Here is an 18,285-nt window from a genome sequence, read left to right on the forward strand (position 1 = left end):
GAAGAGAAATCATGGACATCAAACCATTGACCGCGGGGCTATCCGTGAGCGAACAGATCATGCCTGCGGATATGCAAGCCATCAAGGAGGCAGGCTTTCGCGCCATCATCTGCAATCGTCCTGACGGCGAAGGCGCTGACCAGCCGGCCTTCGAGGAAATTTCAAAAGCCGCCAAAAAAGCCGGTCTTCAGGTCGCCTATGTGCCGATCGTATCGGGCAAGGTCACGGATGACGATGCGGTTGCATTCGACAAAACGCTGACCGAATTGCCCGGCCCCGTACTGGCCTATTGTCGCACGGGCACTCGGTCCGCAACCCTTTGGTCGCTGGCGCAAGCTGGCCAGCGCAGCCTTGCGGATATCCTTGCCGCGACCAAAGCGGCAGGATACGATATGGGCGGCGTCGTTCGGCGGATTGTCAATGGGGGCAAAACCCCCACTGATACCGGCGATGCAAACTATGAGATCGTCATCGTAGGGGCCGGCGCAGGTGGTATTGCCGCTGCGGCAAGCCTGAAAGCCCGCAAGCCGGATCTTGAAATTGCGATCGTTGATCCAGCTGACATCCATTATTACCAGCCCGGTTGGACGATGGTCGGCGGCGGCATCTTTGAGCCAGAAAAGACCTCTCGCACAATGGGGTCACTCATCCCCAAAGGCGTGCATTGGATCAAGTCGGCCGTTGCGGCATTCGAACCTCAGAACAACGCCGTTATTTTGGACGGTTGCCGCGTTGTGAAATACAATCGCCTGATCGTTTGTCCCGGGATCAAGCTGGACTGGAACAAAATCGAAGGTCTTGTCGACACGCTCGGCCAGAACGGTGTTTCATCGAACTACCGCTATGATCTCGCGCCCTACACGTGGAAGCTTGTTGAGAAGTTGAAACAGGGCCGCGCGATCTTTACCCAGCCCTCTATGCCGATCAAATGCGCTGGCGCGCCGCAAAAGGCGATGTACCTGTCAGGCGACGCCTGGCACCGGTTCGGCGTCCTCAAGAATATCGACATTCAATTCAACAACGCAGGCGGCGTGTTATTCGGCGTAAAGGACTACGTTCCTGCTTTGATGGACTACGTCAAGAAATACGACGCGACTCTCAACTTTTTCCACAATCTGGTTGCTGTAGATGGCCCTGCCAAGAAAGCCTGGTTCGATGTGGCAAAGCCCGACACACCTGTGGAGCGGATCGAGATGGAATTCGACATGATGCACGTCTGCCCCCCGCAGACGGCACCAGATTTCATTCGCGTGTCTGCGCTCGCGGATGCCGCAGGTTGGGTCGACGTGGACCAAGCCACTTTGCGCCACAAGACCTACGACAATGTGTGGTCGTTGGGCGATGTGATGAACGCACCCAACGCCAAAACCATGGCGGCAGCGCGCATTCAGGCACCGATCGTTGCCGAGAATATCGTGGCAGACATGCGCGGCGGTTCCCCTGTGGCCCAATACAACGGCTACGGCTCCTGCCCGCTGACAGTCGAGCGCGGCAAGATCGTTCTGGCAGAGTTCGGCTATGGCGGGACGATGTTGCCCAGCTTCCCAAAAGCCATCATCGACGGCACAAAACCCTCCCGCGCGGCGTGGTTCCTGAAAGAAAAAATGCTCCCACCGATTTATTGGCAAGGCATGCTCAAGGGTCACGAATGGATGGCAAAGCCGGAAAAGGTAACTGTTAAATAGACTCCTAACAAAACCCCCACGCACCATGCGGGGGTTACTTAACCCCCAGAGAACAAAATGAAAACCGATATGACGCGCTACCTGCCCATACTGACATGGGGGCGGGCCTATAACAGTTCTGCCCTGTCCAACGACCTTGTTGCCGCGTTGATCGTGACAATCATGCTAATACCGCAATCGCTGGCCTATGCTTTGCTGGCCGGGCTGCCGCCCGAGGCAGGGCTTTACGCCTCTATCGCGCCGATCATGCTTTATGCGGTCTTTGGCACCAGCCGTGCCTTGGCCGTCGGTCCCGTTGCCGTGGTGTCCCTGATGACCGCCGCAGCCCTCAACAACATCGTTGAGCAGGGAACAATGGGTTACGCGGTTGCGGCATTGTCGTTGGCGGCACTTTCAGGTGTGATCTTGTTGGCCATGGGGCTGTTTCGCCTTGGCTTCGTGGCGAATTTTCTGTCACATCCCGTCATTGCCGGTTTTATCACCGCATCGGGCATCATCATTGCCGCGAGCCAACTCAAGCACATCCTCGGGATTGATGGCGAAGGCCACAATCTGCTTGAGCTGGTCATTTCGATCACACGCCATATCGCCGAGACAAACTGGATAACAGCCATCATCGGCATACTTGCGACAGCGTTCCTGTTCTGGGTCCGTAAGGGCCTGAAACCCCTGTTACAGCGGATCGGCATCTCGGCCGGCCTGGTCGGCGTTCTCGTCAAAACGGGTCCGGTGGCCGTCGTCGTCGCGACGACGTTTGCCGTATGGGTTTTGGGGCTTGCGGACAAAGGCGTCAAGATCGTTGGTGAAGTGCCGCAGAGCCTTCCCCCTATGACACTCCCCTCTTTCTCCCCCCAACTGCTTGGCCAGCTTCTTCTTCCTGCGTTTCTGATTTCCATCATCGGCTTTGTCGAGTCGATTTCTGTCGCCCAGACCCTTGCCGCCAAAAAACGCCAGCGCATCGATCCCGACCAAGAGTTGATCGGCCTTGGTGCCGCCAATATCGGGGCCTCGCTGACAGGCGGCTTCCCGGTCACCGGCGGATTCTCTCGATCTGTCGTCAATTTCGATGCAGGTGCCGAAACACCCGCCGCAGGAGCTTTCACCGCCGTCGGTTTGGCAATCGCCGCTCTGGCCCTTACACCGTTAATCTATTTTCTGCCCAAAGCCACCCTTGCCGCGACCATTATCGTCGCGGTCTTGAGCCTGGTGGATTTTTCAATCCTGAAGCGCAGTTGGGACTATTCCAAAGCCGATTTCTCAGCCGTTTTCGGGACAATCATCATCACCCTTGCGATGGGTGTTGAAGCTGGCGTTTCTGCTGGTGTTGGACTGTCAATCCTGTTGCATCTCTACAAGTCATCAAAACCCCACATTGCCGAAGTTGGCCAGGTCCCTGGAACAGAACACTACCGTAATATACTGCGCCATGACGTTATCACCGACCCGAATATCGTTTCCCTGCGCGTTGACGAAAGCCTGTATTTCGCCAATGCGCGTTATATGGAAGACAAAATTCACAATCGGGTGGCGGGTGAAAAAAATATCCGGCACGTAATCCTGCAGTGTTCGGCAATTAACGACATCGACCTAAGCGCCCTGGAATCGCTCGAGACCATCAATGAAAGGCTTCGGGAAATGGACGTGCAGTTGCACTTGTCCGAAGTCAAAGGTCCCGTGATGGACCGCCTCAAACGAGCGCATTTCTTGTCGGAACTGACAGGCCAAGTGTTCTTATCGCAGTTTGATGCAGCCAGAGCTTTGCAAATGACATCAGACGAAGAGCCAGCCTCACCCATCGTTGCGACATAGCCGAAGCCGGCAACGAGCGCTGGCGCTTCGCCTTGGCGCGCTCGGATTTGCCCGAGATGCGGTTCAGTTGCGCGGCCAGCCAGACTTCAAGGTCGCCAAAGACGGGTTTGGCGTCTTGCTGGCGCAGGGCGACACGCCCGTCCGGGGGGTTTCCACGCGCCGCCTTTTCAACGGCATAAAGAAGCGCGATGGCGTTGAGGATCGCAGCCACACGCCGCACCGGCTTCAGGCTACTTTGACGCCCGCCCAGGAGTCCATCGCGGTTGCGTTGCGCAAGACGAGAGGACTGGGAATAGACAGACAGCGAAACGCGAATGCCGTGAGCTATGTCGAGAGAACATCTTGCGCATTCTCACCGCCCGAGATAAAAGCGCGGCACCGCAAGGCGATAGGCGAGTTGGCGGAGTGGTTACGCAGCGGATTGCAAATCCGTGTACAGGAGTTCGATTCTCCTACTCGCCTCCATTTATTTTCAAGCACTTAGCGCCTATCCGCGCCCTCAGATATCGCGCGGTTTACAGGGCAGTTTACAAATGGGAACGCTGGCAGGGCATTTGAGACCTGCCTCCGATCCTTTCGTGGATGCTTGCGTGATGCCAGCGCCGGACACCTCATGCGCGGCCTTCACAGCGCAACCCCCTGCCCCCCGGGGGCCTAACATGCCGTTGAAGTGATGAATTGCCGTGCCGCCGACGGTCAAGGATCCTGCCGCGACCGTACTGCCATGAGCTTGACCAGAACCTCGGGCACGAGGGCAACGTAGCGCTCGATCACCGGACCGGCATGGCGCAGGCCCCAGCCCATGGTTACCGCAATCTCCTTGAGCGAGCACCCGGCCCGCAGCAGCGCAGTCGCCGCCGTGCCGCGCAGGTCATAGGGGTGCAATTCATCCCGGATGGGCATCATGTCCGCATCCAAGCGCGCCCGTGCATTATGCCGCAGCTTGACCTCACGAATGATCTGGCTGGCCCGAAGCGATGTCAGCCGTTTGCCAGTGCGCGAGGTCACGATCCATTCCTGCCCCGATGGGACCGTGTCAATCAACGCGCCCAATGCCGGCGTTACCGGGAGACTGATGGGATTGCCGGTTTTCGTGCGCCGCAGGAACAACCGCCGCCCGCGCGGCGTGGCCTGCACGTGTCTGAGTTTTAAAATGCCGATGTCCTGCGGCGACAGCCCGCCTTCCGAGGCGGCGATGATGACCCGGGCTTCCTTGGGGCGGGCCGCGTCAAGCAGCGCCTGCACCTCTTCGGGGCTCCAGATCAGTTCGGCCCGATTTGACTTGTAGAGCTTCGGCTGACGGAAGCTCAGTTTCACCAATTCTCAAGTCACTTCGCCGCGCCGACGTTGGATGAAGGCTTCAATCTCGTGGTCCACGATGGCGCTCTTGATGCGGTGCCCGAGACCTGATGCAAATCTTGCTGGTTCTTTTGTTCAGGCGGAACGCGATACAGCCAAGTCATTAACAACGCAGGGCGATTTATGCTATTGGTTCGAGCATGCGGTCTTATATAAGTCGCTCGTCAACCAACCGGGTTTCAGCCAAGTGGACAAGCTTTCTGTCATGCACGCCTTCCGCCGCATCGTCGAACGCGGCAGTTTTGCGCGCGCGGCGGAGGATCTCGGTGTCTCGCCAGCACTGCTGAGCCGCGAGGTCAAACTGCTTGAAGAAAGCCTCGGCAGTACGCTGCTGACCCGTACGACGCGTTCCATGTCACTCACCGATGCGGGGCGGCTTTATTTCGACGAAGCGATCAGCATTCTCGACGCCGTCACAACAATTGAGAACCGCATCAGGGATGGTGCAGGCGCGGTACGCGGTCATCTGAAGGTCAATGCGTCCAGCTCCTTCGGGCAGACGGTCATCGCGCCGTTTCTACCGGGGTTTCTGGAGGCCTATCCCGATCTCCGGCTGACGCTTTCGCTTGATGACCGCGTGGTAGATATGGTCGAGGGCGGGTTCGACGTCTCGATCCGTATCCGGGCCGCGATGCCGGATTCGGCGCTGGTCGCGCGCAAGATCGGTACGATGCGGCAACGGATCTTTGCGTCCCCCGCCTATCTGGAACAGGCAGGCGTGCCGCAAGACCCAGAGGATATTCGCAAGCATCGGGTGGTCGGCTTCCTTTTGGCCGATCACCTGATGACCTGGACTCTCACCGGACCGTCAGACACGCGAGCGCTCGACCTCGACCCAAAGGTGCGCGCCGGCAACAGCCTTGTGCTGCGCGATCTGCTGATTGCCGGGCAAGGAATCGGCACCCTCCCGGATTTCGTCTCTGACGGTCCCGAGGCGCGCGGCGACCTGGTACGCGTTCTTCCGGGTTGGGAACTGCCCGCACCGGAGATCTTCGCCGTGACCGCATCCCGGCTCGGCATGGACACAAAGGTGACCGCCTTTCTTGATCATCTCTGGACGGCACTCCGTTCCTGACATTCTTCAACCAGCGTAAAGAATGAAGTGACACCGCGACGGTTATTCCGGCGCGCCGCATCACCGATCTTTGCAGGCATCGAAACTTAAAGCCTGAGAGGATCCCATGACCCGCATTCTTGTTCTTTACTACTCCAGCTACGGCCATGTTCGTGCGCTGGCCCACGCCGAAGCCGAGGGCGCGCGTTCCGTGCCCGGCAGCCATGTCGACATCCGCCGCGTCCCTGAAACCGTCCCGGACCACATCCGGCAGAAAGCCGGGTTTGCAGAGGATGACACGCCGGTTGCGGCACCTGCCGATCTCGAATCCTACGACGCGATCATCTTCGGCACGCCGACGCTCTTCGGCATGATGGCCGGGCAGATGAAATCCTTCCTCGATCAGGCCGGCGGCCTGTGGGCGCGAAATGCGCTTGTCGGCAAGGTCGCGGCCGTCTTCGCCTCCACCGGCTCGCAGCATGGCGGTCACGAGGCGACGCTGCTGTCCACCCAGATTCCGCTGCAGCATTTCGGGATGCTGATCGCGGGCATGCCTTACAGTTTCGCCGGTCAGACGACGGCAGAGGGCATTGTTGGCGGCGCCCCCTATGGCGCGGGCACTATCGCCGGGGCCGATGGCGCACGGGCACCTTCTGAGGTCGATCTTGCCGGAGCGCGATTCCAGGGCACCCATGTCGCGCGGATCGCCAAGCGGCTTGCCGGTGCCAACCTGCACGAGGAGGCCGCGTGATGTCTTCTCTCACCATCGACTTCTTTCACGATGTTGTCTGCTGCTGGTGCTTCAACATCTCGTCCCGGATGCGTGACCTCGCCGCCGAGTTCGATCTCGATATCCGGCACCGCACCTTCGTACTGCAAGCGAGCCGCGCCGAGATGGCGGCGCGCTGGGGTAGGCCCGAACAGGCCCGCGAGACCATTCTTGGCCACTGGTCGGTCTGTCGGCAGGTCAGCGACCGGCCGGACCTCGTCAACATCGACGCAATGCGGGCAGCCCGGTTCGATTATCCCCACGGGATGACCGCGGCACTCGCCTGCAAGGCGGCGGAATTCGTTGGCGGGCAGTCCGCCCACTGGGACATGTTCGACCGACTCCAGAAAGCGCATCTCACCGAGGCCCAGAACATCGCCGACCCCGAGACCGCCGTGCAAATTGCTCGTGACCTCGGCTTCGAGGCAGCAACCTTCGCAGAGGCTTTCGACAAACCGGCCACAGCGCGCGCAGTCGAGGCCGACCGACAATACGCCCGCACGCGCCAGGTGCGCTCAATCCCCACGCTCATCGTTCGCGAGACTGGCGCCCGCCTTGTCAACGGACCGCGCGAGGATCTGGCCGCGCAACTTCGCGCCGCTGTTCGCAACATCGCCTGAAAGGAATTAGACATGATATTCCCGCTCTTTCGTCGTGACGACCGGCAAGGACTCCAACTGTCCCGGCGAGGCATTCCACGCGAACTCCCACCCTACCTGATGCGCGACATCGGTCTTGAACCTTGCCCCGAACGCCCGCGCTTGCCCTTTCATTCGCTCTGGTGAGCCCCTGAACAGAAGACGTCATCCCATGTCCCGTACCACCGACATCCTTCTCACTGCGCTCGCCCCTGCGATCTGGGGCAGCACCTATCTCGTCACAACTGAAGCGCTGCCGTCTGGATATCCTGTGACGCTCGCGGCACTGCGCGCTTTGCCGGCAGGTCTGCTGCTACTCGCATTGACAAGATGCTTGCCACCGCGCGTGTGGCTCGGCCGGACCTTCGTGCTTGGAAGCTTGAACTTCGCACTCTTCTGGGTGTTGCTCTTCGTAGCTGCCTACCGTCTGCCAGGCGGGGTTGCTGCGACGCTTGGGGCGCTCCAGGCCATGATGGTCATCGTCATGGCGCGCGGCTGGCTCGGTACGCCGATCCGTGCGGGGGCAATCGCCGCAGCCACGGCAGGCGTTCTGGGCGTGGCACTCCTGCTCATCAGTCCGGAAGCCCAACTCGATCCCGTTGGGGTCGCGGCAGGTCTGGGGGGCGCTGCCTCCATGGCGGCAGGCACCGTGCTCAGCCGGAAATGGCAGCCACCAGTCTCGGCGCTCAGCTTCGCCGCATGGCAGTTGACGGCGGGCGGACTGATCCTCTTGCCGCTCGCCCTGATCGTCGAGCCGCCGCTGCCGACCCTGTCGGCAGCGAACCTTGCTGGCCTCGTCTGGCTCGGTCTTGTCGGTGCCGCCGCGACCTACGCCATCTGGTTCAGGGGCGTTGCCAGGCTCGAGCCTGGGGCCGTCTCCATGCTTGGCATGATGAGCCCGGTTACAGCGGTGACGCTTGGCTGGCTCTTGCTCGGCCAGTCCCTGTCGCCGCTGCAGTTTCTCGGCGCGGCCGTCGTCCTCGTATCGGTCTGGGCCGGTCAGCGCGCCGACCGCAGCTTTCGGCGTCCCGACGATTCGCTTCGGCCAAGGCGCACAAGTCGGCTGTCCGTCGGCGAATAAACCTATAGGGCAGAGTAATTGCTCAGCAACTCAACTAAACAAAAAGCGAACACTCATAATCCCCGCACCATGGATGTCACTACGTCCGTACGGGCAGGCCTTCAATATAGGCCTCAACTTCTTTGGTCGGGATCACGTCAGCGTATTTGCAATTGAGGTCGAAGAGACTGATGGCATGGCTAGACTCGAACCGATCGAATGCAGTTTCTTCAGGGATCACCACCTTGAAGTTAAACGAATACGCATCAACCGTTGTGGCACGCAGGCAGCCGGAGCTGGTACAGCCGGTCATGATGAGCGTGTCGATATTCAAGTAGTTTAAATGGCTCATAAAGATCGTGCCGAAAAATGCTGACGGCTTGCGCTTGCCTATCAGAATATCCTGCGGCTTGGGTGCCAGAGGGGCGACTGTTTGGGTGGCGTGCGAGCCTTCAGTCGAGGTTTTCTCGCTGCCACGGTGGCTCTTGCCAACCTGCACGCCGCTGTCGATCATGTCAGGGCGCCGTTCGGAAACAGTATAGAACACCGGCAGGTTCTTCTCGCGGGCGAGCTTCAACAGCCTTTCGATGTAGGGCACGGCTTTCCAACCCGCTTCGCCGCAGTGCGTACGGTATTTTTTCAGCCCCTCCTCGTGCGCTTCCCCTGGTTCGTCTCCAGTAAAATTATACTGCACGTCAATGATAAAGAGCGCGGGGCGGCTGCCGAAGCCCCCACGCTTGCCGTATCCCGCCAATTGAAAGACCCGTTTATCTTTCTCGGTCAGAAATTTATCCCAGATGCGTTCGCTCATGTTGGTCTCTCTCTGTTGGGCTTAAGGGGTGCGAAACAGGTATTGCCCGTAGGGGGCCGTTTCGAAGCCCGGCGTCAGGACGCCGTTTTCCGACAGAACCGTGCCGCGCAAAATCGTATGGGTGACGGCCCCGCGAAACCGCCGCCCTTCGTAGGGTGAGTAATCAGAATGCGAGGGAAAGTTTCCATGGGAGACCGTGGTCGCTCCATCGGGGTCCAGAACCGCAAAATCCGCTTCATAGCCCGGAGCGATGCGCCCCTTGCAGGGCAGATAGTAAAGGGCGGCAACGTTGCGGCTGACCGTGGCGGCGAGTGTCTCAATCGGGATGTCACGCTTGTAGTAGCCCTCCTCGATCATAACCGGCCATATCTGAGCGATGCCTGGAAACCCTGCAGAAGCCCGCCAAATGTCCGGCCCCTTAGTCGCGCGTTTGCGGGCCACGTGATCAGAACCAATCGTCTGAATCGCCCCATCGCGCACGCCTTCCCACAGAGCATCGACGTCACTTTGGCTGCGCAGGGGCGGATTGACCTTGCCAAGATTACCGATATCGACGTCCCGTGTCAGGCTCAGATAGTGGATGCACGTCTCGACGTTGATGGCGGGGCGGTTCGGGGCGCGCAGACGTCGCACCAACTCTAGGCTCTCTGCAGAGGACATATGCACGATGTTCACCGCGCAGCCTGCCTTTTCGCCGAAGTAGGCCACGCGGAAGACGTTTTCGGTCTCCAAAAATCCGGGGCTCTGTTCGTCCCAAGCGGCGAGGTCCATCCGCCCGGCGTCTTTAAGCGGTTCGCGGAAGACGGGGATCACTTCGGTGTTCTCGCAATGGACACCGACCACAGCACCCTTTACCGTTGCGGCTGTCCGGAGGGCGCGAAACAGCAGAGCATCGTCCACTTCGGTGATGCCCTTGGCAGCCCCCGTGGCCCCCTTGTACATCAGATAGACCTTCAATGAGGTCACACCGTATTTCGCCGCCAGCGCCGGGAACTGTTCGACATGTGCGCGGGAAGTGACACCAAAATGAAATCCGAAATCAACCACTGATCGGGCTTCACCTTCCAGTCGCCAACCGGGGGTGCTGATATCCAGGTCATCCGAGCGCCAAAAGGTCATCAGCCCAGTGACACCCTGAAGCGCCGCCGTGCGGCTCTCGGTGGTCCAATCGGCCTCATTCGCGCCAAATCCAATATGGGTGTGCGGGTCGATAGCGCCGGGGAGAATCCATTTTCCGGTGCAATCAATCACCCGTGTGGCATGTGCCGTTTCAGATGCGGCGAGGATCGCAGCGATGCGACCATCCTTCACGGCGACCGATCCGGCCACCCGCCCTTCGCCCGGCAGAACGATCTCACCATTGCGAAGCAAGAGATCATAGGTCATGGCTGCGCCCCTTTCATAGACGAAATCAATTCTTCGCCGGTGTCATTCCACACATGCTGTCGTACGATTTTGCCATCCCGCAGTTCGAACCAGTCAACAAAGCGCACGTTCGAAAAAGCGCCACCTTCGCGCCACTCCCCCGACAAGAAACCCATGATAAGAACCCGCAAGCTGCCTTCACTTTCCCATGCGTCACGGCCAGTTATCTGTTTTGATATCCAGGCATATCTGCCCGAAGACCGCGCCAGGGCGTCGTCGAGGTTCGCAAACCGCCGCCCGCCGGGGAACATCAGCTCCAATTCGCCCTCGCAGACATATTGCCGCGCTGTCGGGATATCGCGACGTTCTACAGCATCAAGATAAGCGAGAACCAAATCGATCGCGCGCTTAAACTCGGTCATCGTCCTGGATCCGTATCTTTAGCGTCCCTGCCAGACGTCCGCATAATCGCAGAGAAAACACCTCCCGCCCGCAACAAGTCGCGCTCATGAGCGCTGGTCACATCCACCGAGGCTTCAAAACGGACTGCTGAGCCATCCGCCCCTTCTGCCGTCACGGAAACGGGCGCGCCCCCCCCAATTGCAGCATCCAAACCATCGAAGCAGAATGTCTCGAAGCCGGACAGCCCAAGTGTCTGCAGCGTCGCGCCGGAGGAGAAAACAAGTGGCACGATCCCCATACCGATAAGGTTTGCCCGATGGATACGCTCAAAGCTTTCAGCAAGCACGGCGACCACGCCCAAGAGCTTTGGCCCCTTTGCGGCCCAATCGCGACTTGAGCCCATGCCGTAATCTTTGCCAGCCAGTACGATGGCCGGCGCGCCTTCCCGCCTCAGCGTCTCGGCGGCATCGTAGATCGTGATAAGATCGCCCTCGGGGGACAGCTTGGTGAAACCACCCTCGGTGCCGCCCGCCAGCGCATTCTTCATGCGCTGATTGGCAAAGGTTACGCGGGCCATGAATTCGTGGTTGCCTCGGCGTTGGGTGACGGCGTTGAAATTCTTTGGCTCCACGCCTGTCTCGATCAGGTATTGGCCTGCCTGACTTTCGGGCAGAATTTCCCCAGACGGCGTGATGAAATCTGTGGTCAGACTGTCCTTAGCCATGACCAAGGCGCGGGCATTCTCTATCCTGTTAGGGATATCAGCAGCCGCAAGGTCCACAAAAGGCGGCCGCTTGATATAGGTTGAGGCCTCATCCCATTCAAACACCGGGCCGCTGGGGATCTCAAGCCGATCCCATGACTCGGAGCCGTCAAATAGGGTGGCATAGCTCTTGCGGAAATTTTCCGGGCGCTGGCTATCGCCTTCGAGTGCGGCGATCTCTGATCTGTCGGGCCAGATCTCAGCCAACATGACCGGCTTTCCATCAGCCCCGGTGCCGACTGGTTCATTGGCGAAATCCACGTCAATACGCCCCGTCAACGCAAAAGCAACCACCAGCGGTGGCGAGGCGAGATAGGCGGCCCGCACCGATTTATGAATGCGGCCTTCGAAATTGCGGTTGCCGGAGAGGATCGCAGCGCAGACCAGATCGTTCTCGGCAATTGCTTCAGAAACACCGGGAGCCAATGGGCCGGATTTACCGGAGCATGTTGTGCAGCCGATGCCAACGACATGGAACCCGAGCGCTTCCAATGGGGCCATCAGACCCGCGTCAGCGAGGTAATCTTCGACCAGCCGCGATCCTGGTGCCATGGAGGTTTTGACATGAACCGGTGGGCGCAGGCCGCGTGCGACGGCGTTGCGGGCCAAGAGCCCAGCTGCGAGCATGACCGACGGGTTGGACGTATTGGTGCAAGATGTAATCGCGGCAATGGTGAGGCTGCCGTGATGCAACTGGGCCACCTCTCCGTCGATACTGACCTCTGCTGTAGCGTCCTGTGAAGAGGGGTCGATCCCGAAACCATGTGGCCCGACCGAGGCGGTGAGCGCCTCGCGGAAGGCGCTTGCGATACGGTCCAGTGGCACCCGATCTTGAGGGCGTTTTGGCCCGGCCACGCTGGGGACGATACGCGATAGGTCAACTTCGACCACCTCGCTAAATTCTGGCTGTGGATCGCCCGGCGTATACCAGAGCCCAGTAGCGCGAGAGTAGGTCTCAACCATCGCTACATGTTCTTCGTTGCGGCCAGTGGCGGTCAGATAGTCAATGGTTTGGGCGTCAATTGGAAAAAACGCACAGGTTGCACCGTATTCCGGGGCCATGTTAGCAATCGTCGCCCGGTCCGGGACCGTAAGGCTGTCAGCCCCCTCCCCACAGAACTCGACAAAGGCGCCCACGACTCCCACTTCGCGAAGTTGCTCAGTGATCGTTAGAACGAGATCAGTGGTGGTTGTCTCTGACCGTAGCGCGCCGGTCAGCTTGACTCCAACGACCCGTGGGATGCGCACCTCGTAAGGCAGCCCAAGGGCCGCTGCTTCCCCGTCGATGCCGCCAACGCCCCAGGCCAACATGCCAAGACCGCCCGCCATCGAGGTATGGCTGTCGCAGCCGAGAACGAACTCGGTGGTCAGTACGGGGTCACCCTGCACGTTCGTAGGGGTAACGACAGAGGCAATGCGTTCCAAATGAACCTGATGGATAATGCCCGAGCCGGGCGGCACCACCTTCAATTTGTCAAAAGCCTGTTCGGCCCATTTAAAAAACGCATAGCGCTCGGAATTTCGACGGTATTCTTCTTCGATGTTGTAGTTGCGGGCGTTGGGGTGGCCAGCGACATCGACAATCAGGGAATGATCTACCACCAACGTGACGGGTACCGCAGGTTCAATCACGCCGGGGTCTTCGCCCCGCTCCACCAACACATCGCGGGCGGCGGCGAGGTCCATCAGGGCCGGCAAGCCGCTGGAGTCAGGCAACATGACGCGAGAGACGGCCAGCGGCACTGTAATCTCGTCAGACCCTGCATGCCAATTTACCACCGCCTCGATTTGGCGGTTCACCTTTGCCCCGTTGCGGGCCTGAACGACGAGATTCTCAAGCACCACGCGCAGACTGCGCGGCAATGGTGCCACACGTGAAGACAGCATGCCGAACAGATCAATCACTTGCCCAGCCCCGCTTTCAACGACGGCACTTTGAATAGCTATCTCGGTATCTCTACGGCTAACATTATCCATAGCCCTGAAATACGTCTCCTACAGAAAAGTGTCAACACTATATGGAATTTGTCACCACATCCTCACCAATAAGGTTTACTTGCCAGGGCAAACTCCGTAAAGTCTCCGAAAGTGTTGACAGAAATAGAGTGCGCTTATGGATCCGCAACGAACCCTCGTAGATACCGTATTCGATGGGATCTTCGAAATGCTACTGACTGGAGAAATTCCCCTTGGCGGCGTGGTTAACGAGGCAACACTGGCTGAACGGTTTAATGTCAGCCGCGGCCCGGTGCGCGAAGCGGTAAAAGCACTGCAGGGCCGAGGCTTGATTACCAAGGCGGCCTATTTCAAAGCCCGCGCCGTGGACCTCAATGTACAGGATATGATCGAGATCTTCCAGCTGCGCGAATGCGTTGAGGGTATGAGCGTCAAACTGGCCACCCAGAATATGTCGGATGAAGGGCTACAACAACTGCTTGAGGACTTTGAGCAAGCAGGGTCAGACGGGCGCGTTCTCGACGTTCACGCCCGCATCGCCGAGGGCTCTGGCAACAGGCGCATCCAATCGCTGCTTTGCGACGAGCTTTATTATCTGTTGCGACTCTACCGTGCCAGATCCGGCTCTGCCGCTGGCCGTCGTGAAAATGCATCGGCCGAACACTGGCAAATCCTGCGTGCAATGCGGGCACGGGATGCGGAATTAGCGGAGTCTTTAATGCGGGCCCATATCGCCCGCGCCACCGAGGCCTTGCAACGACTTCTCGATGCGGAACCAGCGCCTGTCAGCGATACAGCGCAGCCACGGCGGAACAGAAAGGAACAAAGAGCGTGAAAACCACCAAACGTCTCCGAGAGCTTCTGGCGAGTGAGGACATCCTTGTGTCGCCTGGCGTTTACGACGGCTACAGCAGCCGTCTTGTCGAAAAGATGGGGTTCAAGACCGCCTGCACCACGGGTGCAGGTCTCGCGAATGCGCGGATGGGATATGAGGATGTTGGCCTGATGGGCCTGACAGATAACCTTGATGCCTGCCGGATGATCGCAGGTTGCGTTTCAATCCCGGTGATGGCTGATGCCGACACAGGCTATGGCAATCCCGCAACTGTCTGGCACACCACACGGCAGTTCGAGGATGCGGGCGTGGCTGGCATCAATATCGAAGATCAGGTCAGCCCTAAGCGCTGCGGCCATATGGCCGGCAAGGACGTGATCGACATGCGCGAAATGGCCCGCAAGATCGAAGCCGCTTGTGACGCTCGAAAAGACGATGATTTCGTCGTACTGGCCCGGACAGATGCCATCGCCGTCGAGGGTCTCGAAGGGGCGATCCGCCGCGCAAAACTATATGAAAAGGCAGGCGCCGACCTGATATTTGCGGATGCGATTAAAGGCGAGGAGCAGATCAAGGCACTGGTGGATTCTGTTGGCATTCCCGTTTCGGTGAATATGGGCTTTGGCATTCGCTCGCGCCCCACAACCCCGCTGATCCCTATCGCCCGACTAAAGGAGCTTGGCGTCCGCCGTGTCACTCTTCCTCGCATGCTACCAGCGGCAGCGCTCAAAGCGATGGAAACCGCCCTTGCGGTATTGCGCGACGCCATCCCGACTGGCGAAGTTGTTGACCGCCCCGATCTGCTTGCCTCGATCGAAGACATCTGGGGGCTGATGGGTCTTGGAGAGTATCAAGACCTCGAAGGGCGCTTCAACGATGTTGAAGGGGTCGATGTGACAGAGATCGACGCTGCACAAGTGCGCGCCTGAAAGGCAAAACAGGTTTCACAGTTAAAATTTAAACCGGGGCCTGAAGCGCCTCGGTTTTTTTGTTTAGAAAACCATACGGTAACGGCCGCGAATTAAACGCGCCATCGACGTAACAGTGCATCCATTCGGCAAGCCTTGATCCGTCCTCCGCTCAAGGGATAAAACGAGCGATACTTTTTGAACCATACTGCTCTAGAAGGGGCGCGCCAGCGGCGCGCGCCCTATTCTCAATCAACCCGCTTGATCTTAGACACGGAGCATTAGGTGCAGCGCCTTACTCAAGCTTCAAAGTTGGCAAAAGATCTGCAAAGAAGGCGTCCTCTTTCTTCAGGATATCAACAAACGCCGCGGAGTCCGCATAATCCACAGCCGTCAGCCCGCTGCTTGTAAAGTTCTTGAAAGACTCACTCGCCGCAGCGTTCTCGACAGCGGCAGACAGTGTGGCAATAACCTCGTCCGGCGTGCCCGCTGGCGCCCAGAGCCCTGTGTTCGGCGGCAGCGCCAGATCGACCCCCCCTTCAATCAGCGTCGGCACGTCTGGCGCAACCGATGTTCTCTCTTCGCTCAACTGGGCGAGCGCAACCAGCTTGCCACCCTCGTCCTGAGGTAGGATTGCTGAAGCGAAACCGAGCACCAGATCTACGTCCCCAGCTACGGCAGAAGCAACTGCGGGCGTCACACCGTTGAAGGGGATGTGAAACAGCTCGATGCCAGCGGCTCGAGCGATGGCTTCGGCTGCGATATGAGTGGCACCACCCGTACCAGCGGAACCATAGCTCACTTCGCCGGGGTTCTCCTTGGCGTAGGCGACCAACTCCTCAACAGTGGAAAAAGGCGCGCCGGTTCGCGCCGCAATCATATTCGGGCCAACAGCCACACGCGCAACGGGGGTGAGATCGTCGAACCCGTAGGGCAAGTCTCGTTGATGTGGCGCTACGGTCTGAACCGAAGACACCGCAAAGAGGAGCGTATAGCCGTCAGGATCGGCGCTAGCCACGGCGGCACCGCCAACTGTGCCACCTGCTCCGGGCCGCGTTTCGACGACAACCGGCTGCCCCAGCTCGTCGGACATCTCTTTGGCCAGCGTACGGGCCATCGTATCTGTCGAACCCGGGGAGTAAGGCACGATAATTGTTACTGAGCGCGTTGGGAACTCCTCTGCACCCGCAGCCGAAACGCCAAGCGTTAGGGCCGCCGTCGTCAGAATTGCTGTTAACGTCGTGTTCATGTCATTTCTCCTTGTTGAACGTTGTGATGTAGTTTCGTCTTTGATGCTGCGCGTTGGTCCGCAGCATGGCTTGCCGCCTCCCGGCCAGCGATCAGGCCGAGACCCAGAGCCGACAGAAGCCCGTTGCCTGAGACATACCCATCGCTGCCCCGCCGACCGGAAATCCCGGTGGCGGCCCCACCGCCTGCGAAGAGCCCAATGATTGGTGTGCCATCTGTCCGCAGGACGTGCGCGTGGGTGTCGACCGCTAATCCACCCTGCGTAAGGGAAACATGCGCTTCGTCGATTAACCATTCGACCAATTCGGCGGAAAGCGCCGTAGGGCGAGCTGCCAAGTGTTCAGCATCATGCGGGCCGCTGACCCTCAGGACATCCTCGGCAAAGCGTTTAGGTGAATCTTTGATGCGTACCTCGGCCTGAAGGCGGGTTCCGGCGCCGGGAATAGAGCCACTTGAAAGCGCCGTATTGCCCGATAGGCGAGATTGCTTTTCGACGACAGCAACAGATGCGCCCGCAGCATCAGCCGCGATTGCCGCCACCAAACCGCAGCCTCCAGCCCCTACAATCAGGACATCGAATTCCGCATCGAATTCTGTTGCCGGCTCATCTTTGGCCACAGAGCACCCCTCCAAAGTGTCAACACTATGGAATTTAGAGCCGCATCCGTCAATCCCCACATTCGATTTGGCGGCAAGAACCTGGTAATCCCTTAAATAAATATGTTTAAGCAAAGATGGCGCCAGCTATGGCTAGCAGGCGAACCTGGAACCAAGCGCTTTCCCATGGCGAAATACGGTTCCATAGTGTTGACAGTTATATCACTTCTTGCCATCCCTTAGACAGCTGGTGAACTGCATCTCGCAGATCACAGTGGCCATGAAGACCCCCACTGGGGAGAAAGGTACTGTCTGAATGACGCGCACGCGCCCTGTTGTTGCGATCAGCGGCATCGCTTCCGGTATTGGGCTTGCGACCGCTCATCGTTTTCGCTGCGATGGATGGCAAATCATCGGCCTCGACATCATCGCGCCGTCAGAAACGCCCGCCGATGAGATGATTGAAGCGGATCTCGCGAATTCCGCCGGTATCGCTTGCGCCGAGCGGCAACTACTTGGCCGCGAAACTGCCGCGTTTGTGCATTCCGCAGGCCTGATGCGGGACGACAGCGACCACGAAACCATGACCGATGCGGGCCTGGCCCTGTGGACATTGCATGTCGGAGCAGCCGCAAGATTAGCGCAAACGCTACTACCCAACATGCCAAACAGGCGCGGAAGGGTCGTGTTGTTATCTTCCCGGGCGGCACAGGGACGCGCTGGTCGTGGGCTTTACGCCGCGAGCAAGGCGGCGCTGGACGGGTTGGTCCGGTCTTTGGCGGCCGAACATGCGGCGCGTGGCATCACCGTCAATGCCGTTGCCCCAGCAGCAACGCAGACGCCCCAATTGAATGACCCTGCCCGTAAAAATGCAGCGGTGCGGTCGCTGCCCATCGGGCGGACCATTCGGGCTGAAGAGGTTGCTGCCACGATTGCCTTTCTAGCCTCTGCAGACGCTGGTGCGATCACGGGGCAAACCATCTATCAATGCGGGGGCGCATCCATCGCGGGCGCGGGCCCTTAGAC

At 59.2% G+C, this 18,285-nt stretch carries 16 protein-coding genes, 1 tRNA gene and 2 pseudogenes; 11 read left to right on the forward strand and 8 right to left on the reverse strand.

What is annotated here, in order from left to right:
* Positions 1 to 11: 11 nt before the first annotated feature.
* Together NANH_RS0122365 and NANH_RS0122370 are read left to right on the forward strand one after the other, a co-directional pair.
* Positions 12 to 1,685, forward strand: a complete 1,674-nt coding sequence (locus tag NANH_RS0122365; protein WP_027264042.1) for a bifunctional protein tyrosine phosphatase family protein/NAD(P)/FAD-dependent oxidoreductase — start codon at positions 12 to 14, stop codon at positions 1,683 to 1,685.
* Between the two features lie 57 nt (positions 1,686 to 1,742).
* Entirely contained in the window at positions 1,743 to 3,494 is a 1,752-nt protein-coding gene (locus NANH_RS0122370) for a SulP family inorganic anion transporter (protein WP_027264043.1), read from the forward strand.
* Positions 3,495 to 3,573: 79 nt separating this feature from the next.
* On the opposite strand, the pseudogene NANH_RS29460 reads toward NANH_RS0122370, so the two are convergent.
* Positions 3,574 to 3,714, reverse strand: a pseudogene (locus tag NANH_RS29460) (hypothetical protein); the annotation flags it as partial.
* Between NANH_RS29460 and NANH_RS29465 the strand changes: the two are divergent.
* Together NANH_RS29465 and NANH_RS0122375 are read left to right on the forward strand one after the other, a co-directional pair.
* Positions 3,673 to 3,792: pseudogene (locus tag NANH_RS29465) on the forward strand (IS481 family transposase); the annotation flags it as partial. The pseudogenes NANH_RS29460 and NANH_RS29465 sit on opposite strands and share 42 nt — an antisense overlap.
* 93 nt (positions 3,793 to 3,885) lie before the next feature.
* A tRNA-Cys gene (locus tag NANH_RS0122375) sits at positions 3,886 to 3,959 on the forward strand.
* 231 nt (positions 3,960 to 4,190) lie between these two features.
* On the opposite strand, the gene NANH_RS26955 is transcribed toward NANH_RS0122375, so the two are convergent.
* Entirely contained in the window at positions 4,191 to 4,811 is a 621-nt protein-coding gene (locus NANH_RS26955) for a tyrosine-type recombinase/integrase (RefSeq protein ID WP_161631383.1), read from the reverse strand.
* Between the two features lie 61 nt (positions 4,812 to 4,872).
* Between NANH_RS26955 and NANH_RS0122385 the strand changes: the two genes are divergently transcribed.
* The 4 genes from NANH_RS0122385 (at position 4,873) to NANH_RS0122405 (ending at position 8,395) form a co-directional block, all read left to right on the forward strand.
* Positions 4,873 to 5,928 (forward strand): LysR family transcriptional regulator, encoded by a 1,056-nt coding sequence (locus NANH_RS0122385; protein ID WP_245601499.1) that lies wholly within the window; start codon positions 4,873 to 4,875, stop codon positions 5,926 to 5,928.
* Positions 5,929 to 6,034: 106 nt separating this feature from the next.
* A complete protein-coding gene (wrbA, locus tag NANH_RS0122390; RefSeq protein WP_027264045.1) occupies positions 6,035 to 6,658 on the forward strand; it encodes an NAD(P)H:quinone oxidoreductase in 624 nt (207 codons plus the stop codon).
* The gene (locus tag NANH_RS0122395; protein WP_027264046.1) at positions 6,658 to 7,296 is read left to right on the forward strand and encodes a DsbA family oxidoreductase; all 639 of its coding nucleotides are present in this window, start codon (positions 6,658 to 6,660) and stop codon (positions 7,294 to 7,296) included. Before wrbA ends, NANH_RS0122395 begins: the two co-directional genes overlap by 1 nt.
* Positions 7,297 to 7,486: 190 nt before the next feature.
* A complete protein-coding gene (locus tag NANH_RS0122405) occupies positions 7,487 to 8,395 on the forward strand; it encodes an EamA family transporter (RefSeq protein ID WP_027264047.1) in 909 nt (302 codons plus the stop codon).
* A gap of 79 nt (positions 8,396 to 8,474) precedes the next feature.
* On the opposite strand, the gene NANH_RS0122410 is transcribed toward NANH_RS0122405, so the two are convergent.
* From NANH_RS0122410 to acnA, 4 genes are read right to left on the reverse strand one after another with little or no spacing between them, the layout of a single operon-like run.
* Positions 8,475 to 9,185 (reverse strand): isochorismatase family protein, encoded by a 711-nt coding sequence (locus NANH_RS0122410; protein WP_027264048.1) that lies wholly within the window; start codon positions 9,183 to 9,185, stop codon positions 8,475 to 8,477.
* A 21-nt stretch (positions 9,186 to 9,206) separates the two neighbouring features.
* Positions 9,207 to 10,571, reverse strand: a complete 1,365-nt coding sequence (locus NANH_RS0122415) for a dihydroorotase (protein WP_027264049.1) — start codon at positions 10,569 to 10,571, stop codon at positions 9,207 to 9,209.
* On the reverse strand, positions 10,568 to 10,972 hold the full coding sequence (locus NANH_RS0122420) for a nuclear transport factor 2 family protein (protein WP_027264050.1): 405 nt from the start codon (positions 10,970 to 10,972) through the stop codon (positions 10,568 to 10,570). Before NANH_RS0122420 ends, NANH_RS0122415 begins: the two co-directional genes overlap by 4 nt.
* Positions 10,969 to 13,692 (reverse strand): aconitate hydratase AcnA, encoded by a 2,724-nt coding sequence (gene acnA, locus NANH_RS26960; protein WP_081710517.1) that lies wholly within the window; start codon positions 13,690 to 13,692, stop codon positions 10,969 to 10,971. The genes NANH_RS0122420 and acnA overlap by 4 nt, the downstream gene beginning before the upstream one ends.
* 136 nt (positions 13,693 to 13,828) lie before the next feature.
* Between acnA and NANH_RS26965 the strand changes: the two genes are divergently transcribed.
* Positions 13,829 to 14,506: a GntR family transcriptional regulator gene (locus tag NANH_RS26965; RefSeq protein WP_051372559.1), complete on the forward strand. Its 678-nt coding sequence runs from the start codon at positions 13,829 to 13,831 to the stop codon at positions 14,504 to 14,506.
* Positions 14,503 to 15,435, forward strand: a complete 933-nt coding sequence (locus NANH_RS26970; RefSeq protein WP_036050244.1) for an isocitrate lyase/PEP mutase family protein — start codon at positions 14,503 to 14,505, stop codon at positions 15,433 to 15,435. The genes NANH_RS26965 and NANH_RS26970 overlap by 4 nt, the downstream gene beginning before the upstream one ends.
* A 274-nt stretch (positions 15,436 to 15,709) precedes the next feature.
* Here the strand turns inward: NANH_RS26970 and NANH_RS26975 are convergent, their stop codons facing one another.
* Together NANH_RS26975 and NANH_RS0122445 are read right to left on the reverse strand one after the other, a co-directional pair.
* Positions 15,710 to 16,663: a tripartite tricarboxylate transporter substrate binding protein gene (locus NANH_RS26975; protein WP_051372560.1), complete on the reverse strand. Its 954-nt coding sequence runs from the start codon at positions 16,661 to 16,663 to the stop codon at positions 15,710 to 15,712.
* The gene (locus NANH_RS0122445; protein WP_161631384.1) at positions 16,660 to 17,394 is read right to left on the reverse strand and encodes an FAD-binding protein; all 735 of its coding nucleotides are present in this window, start codon (positions 17,392 to 17,394) and stop codon (positions 16,660 to 16,662) included. The genes NANH_RS26975 and NANH_RS0122445 overlap by 4 nt, the downstream gene beginning before the upstream one ends.
* A 181-nt stretch (positions 17,395 to 17,575) precedes the next feature.
* Between NANH_RS0122445 and NANH_RS0122450 the strand changes: the two genes are divergently transcribed.
* A complete protein-coding gene (locus NANH_RS0122450; RefSeq protein ID WP_027264052.1) occupies positions 17,576 to 18,283 on the forward strand; it encodes an SDR family NAD(P)-dependent oxidoreductase in 708 nt (235 codons plus the stop codon).
* The last annotated feature ends 2 nt before the right edge of the window (positions 18,284 to 18,285 follow it).

This window comes from Sedimentitalea nanhaiensis DSM 24252 (assembly GCF_000473225.1).
GTDB classification, from domain to species: domain Bacteria; phylum Pseudomonadota; class Alphaproteobacteria; order Rhodobacterales; family Rhodobacteraceae; genus Sedimentitalea; species Sedimentitalea nanhaiensis.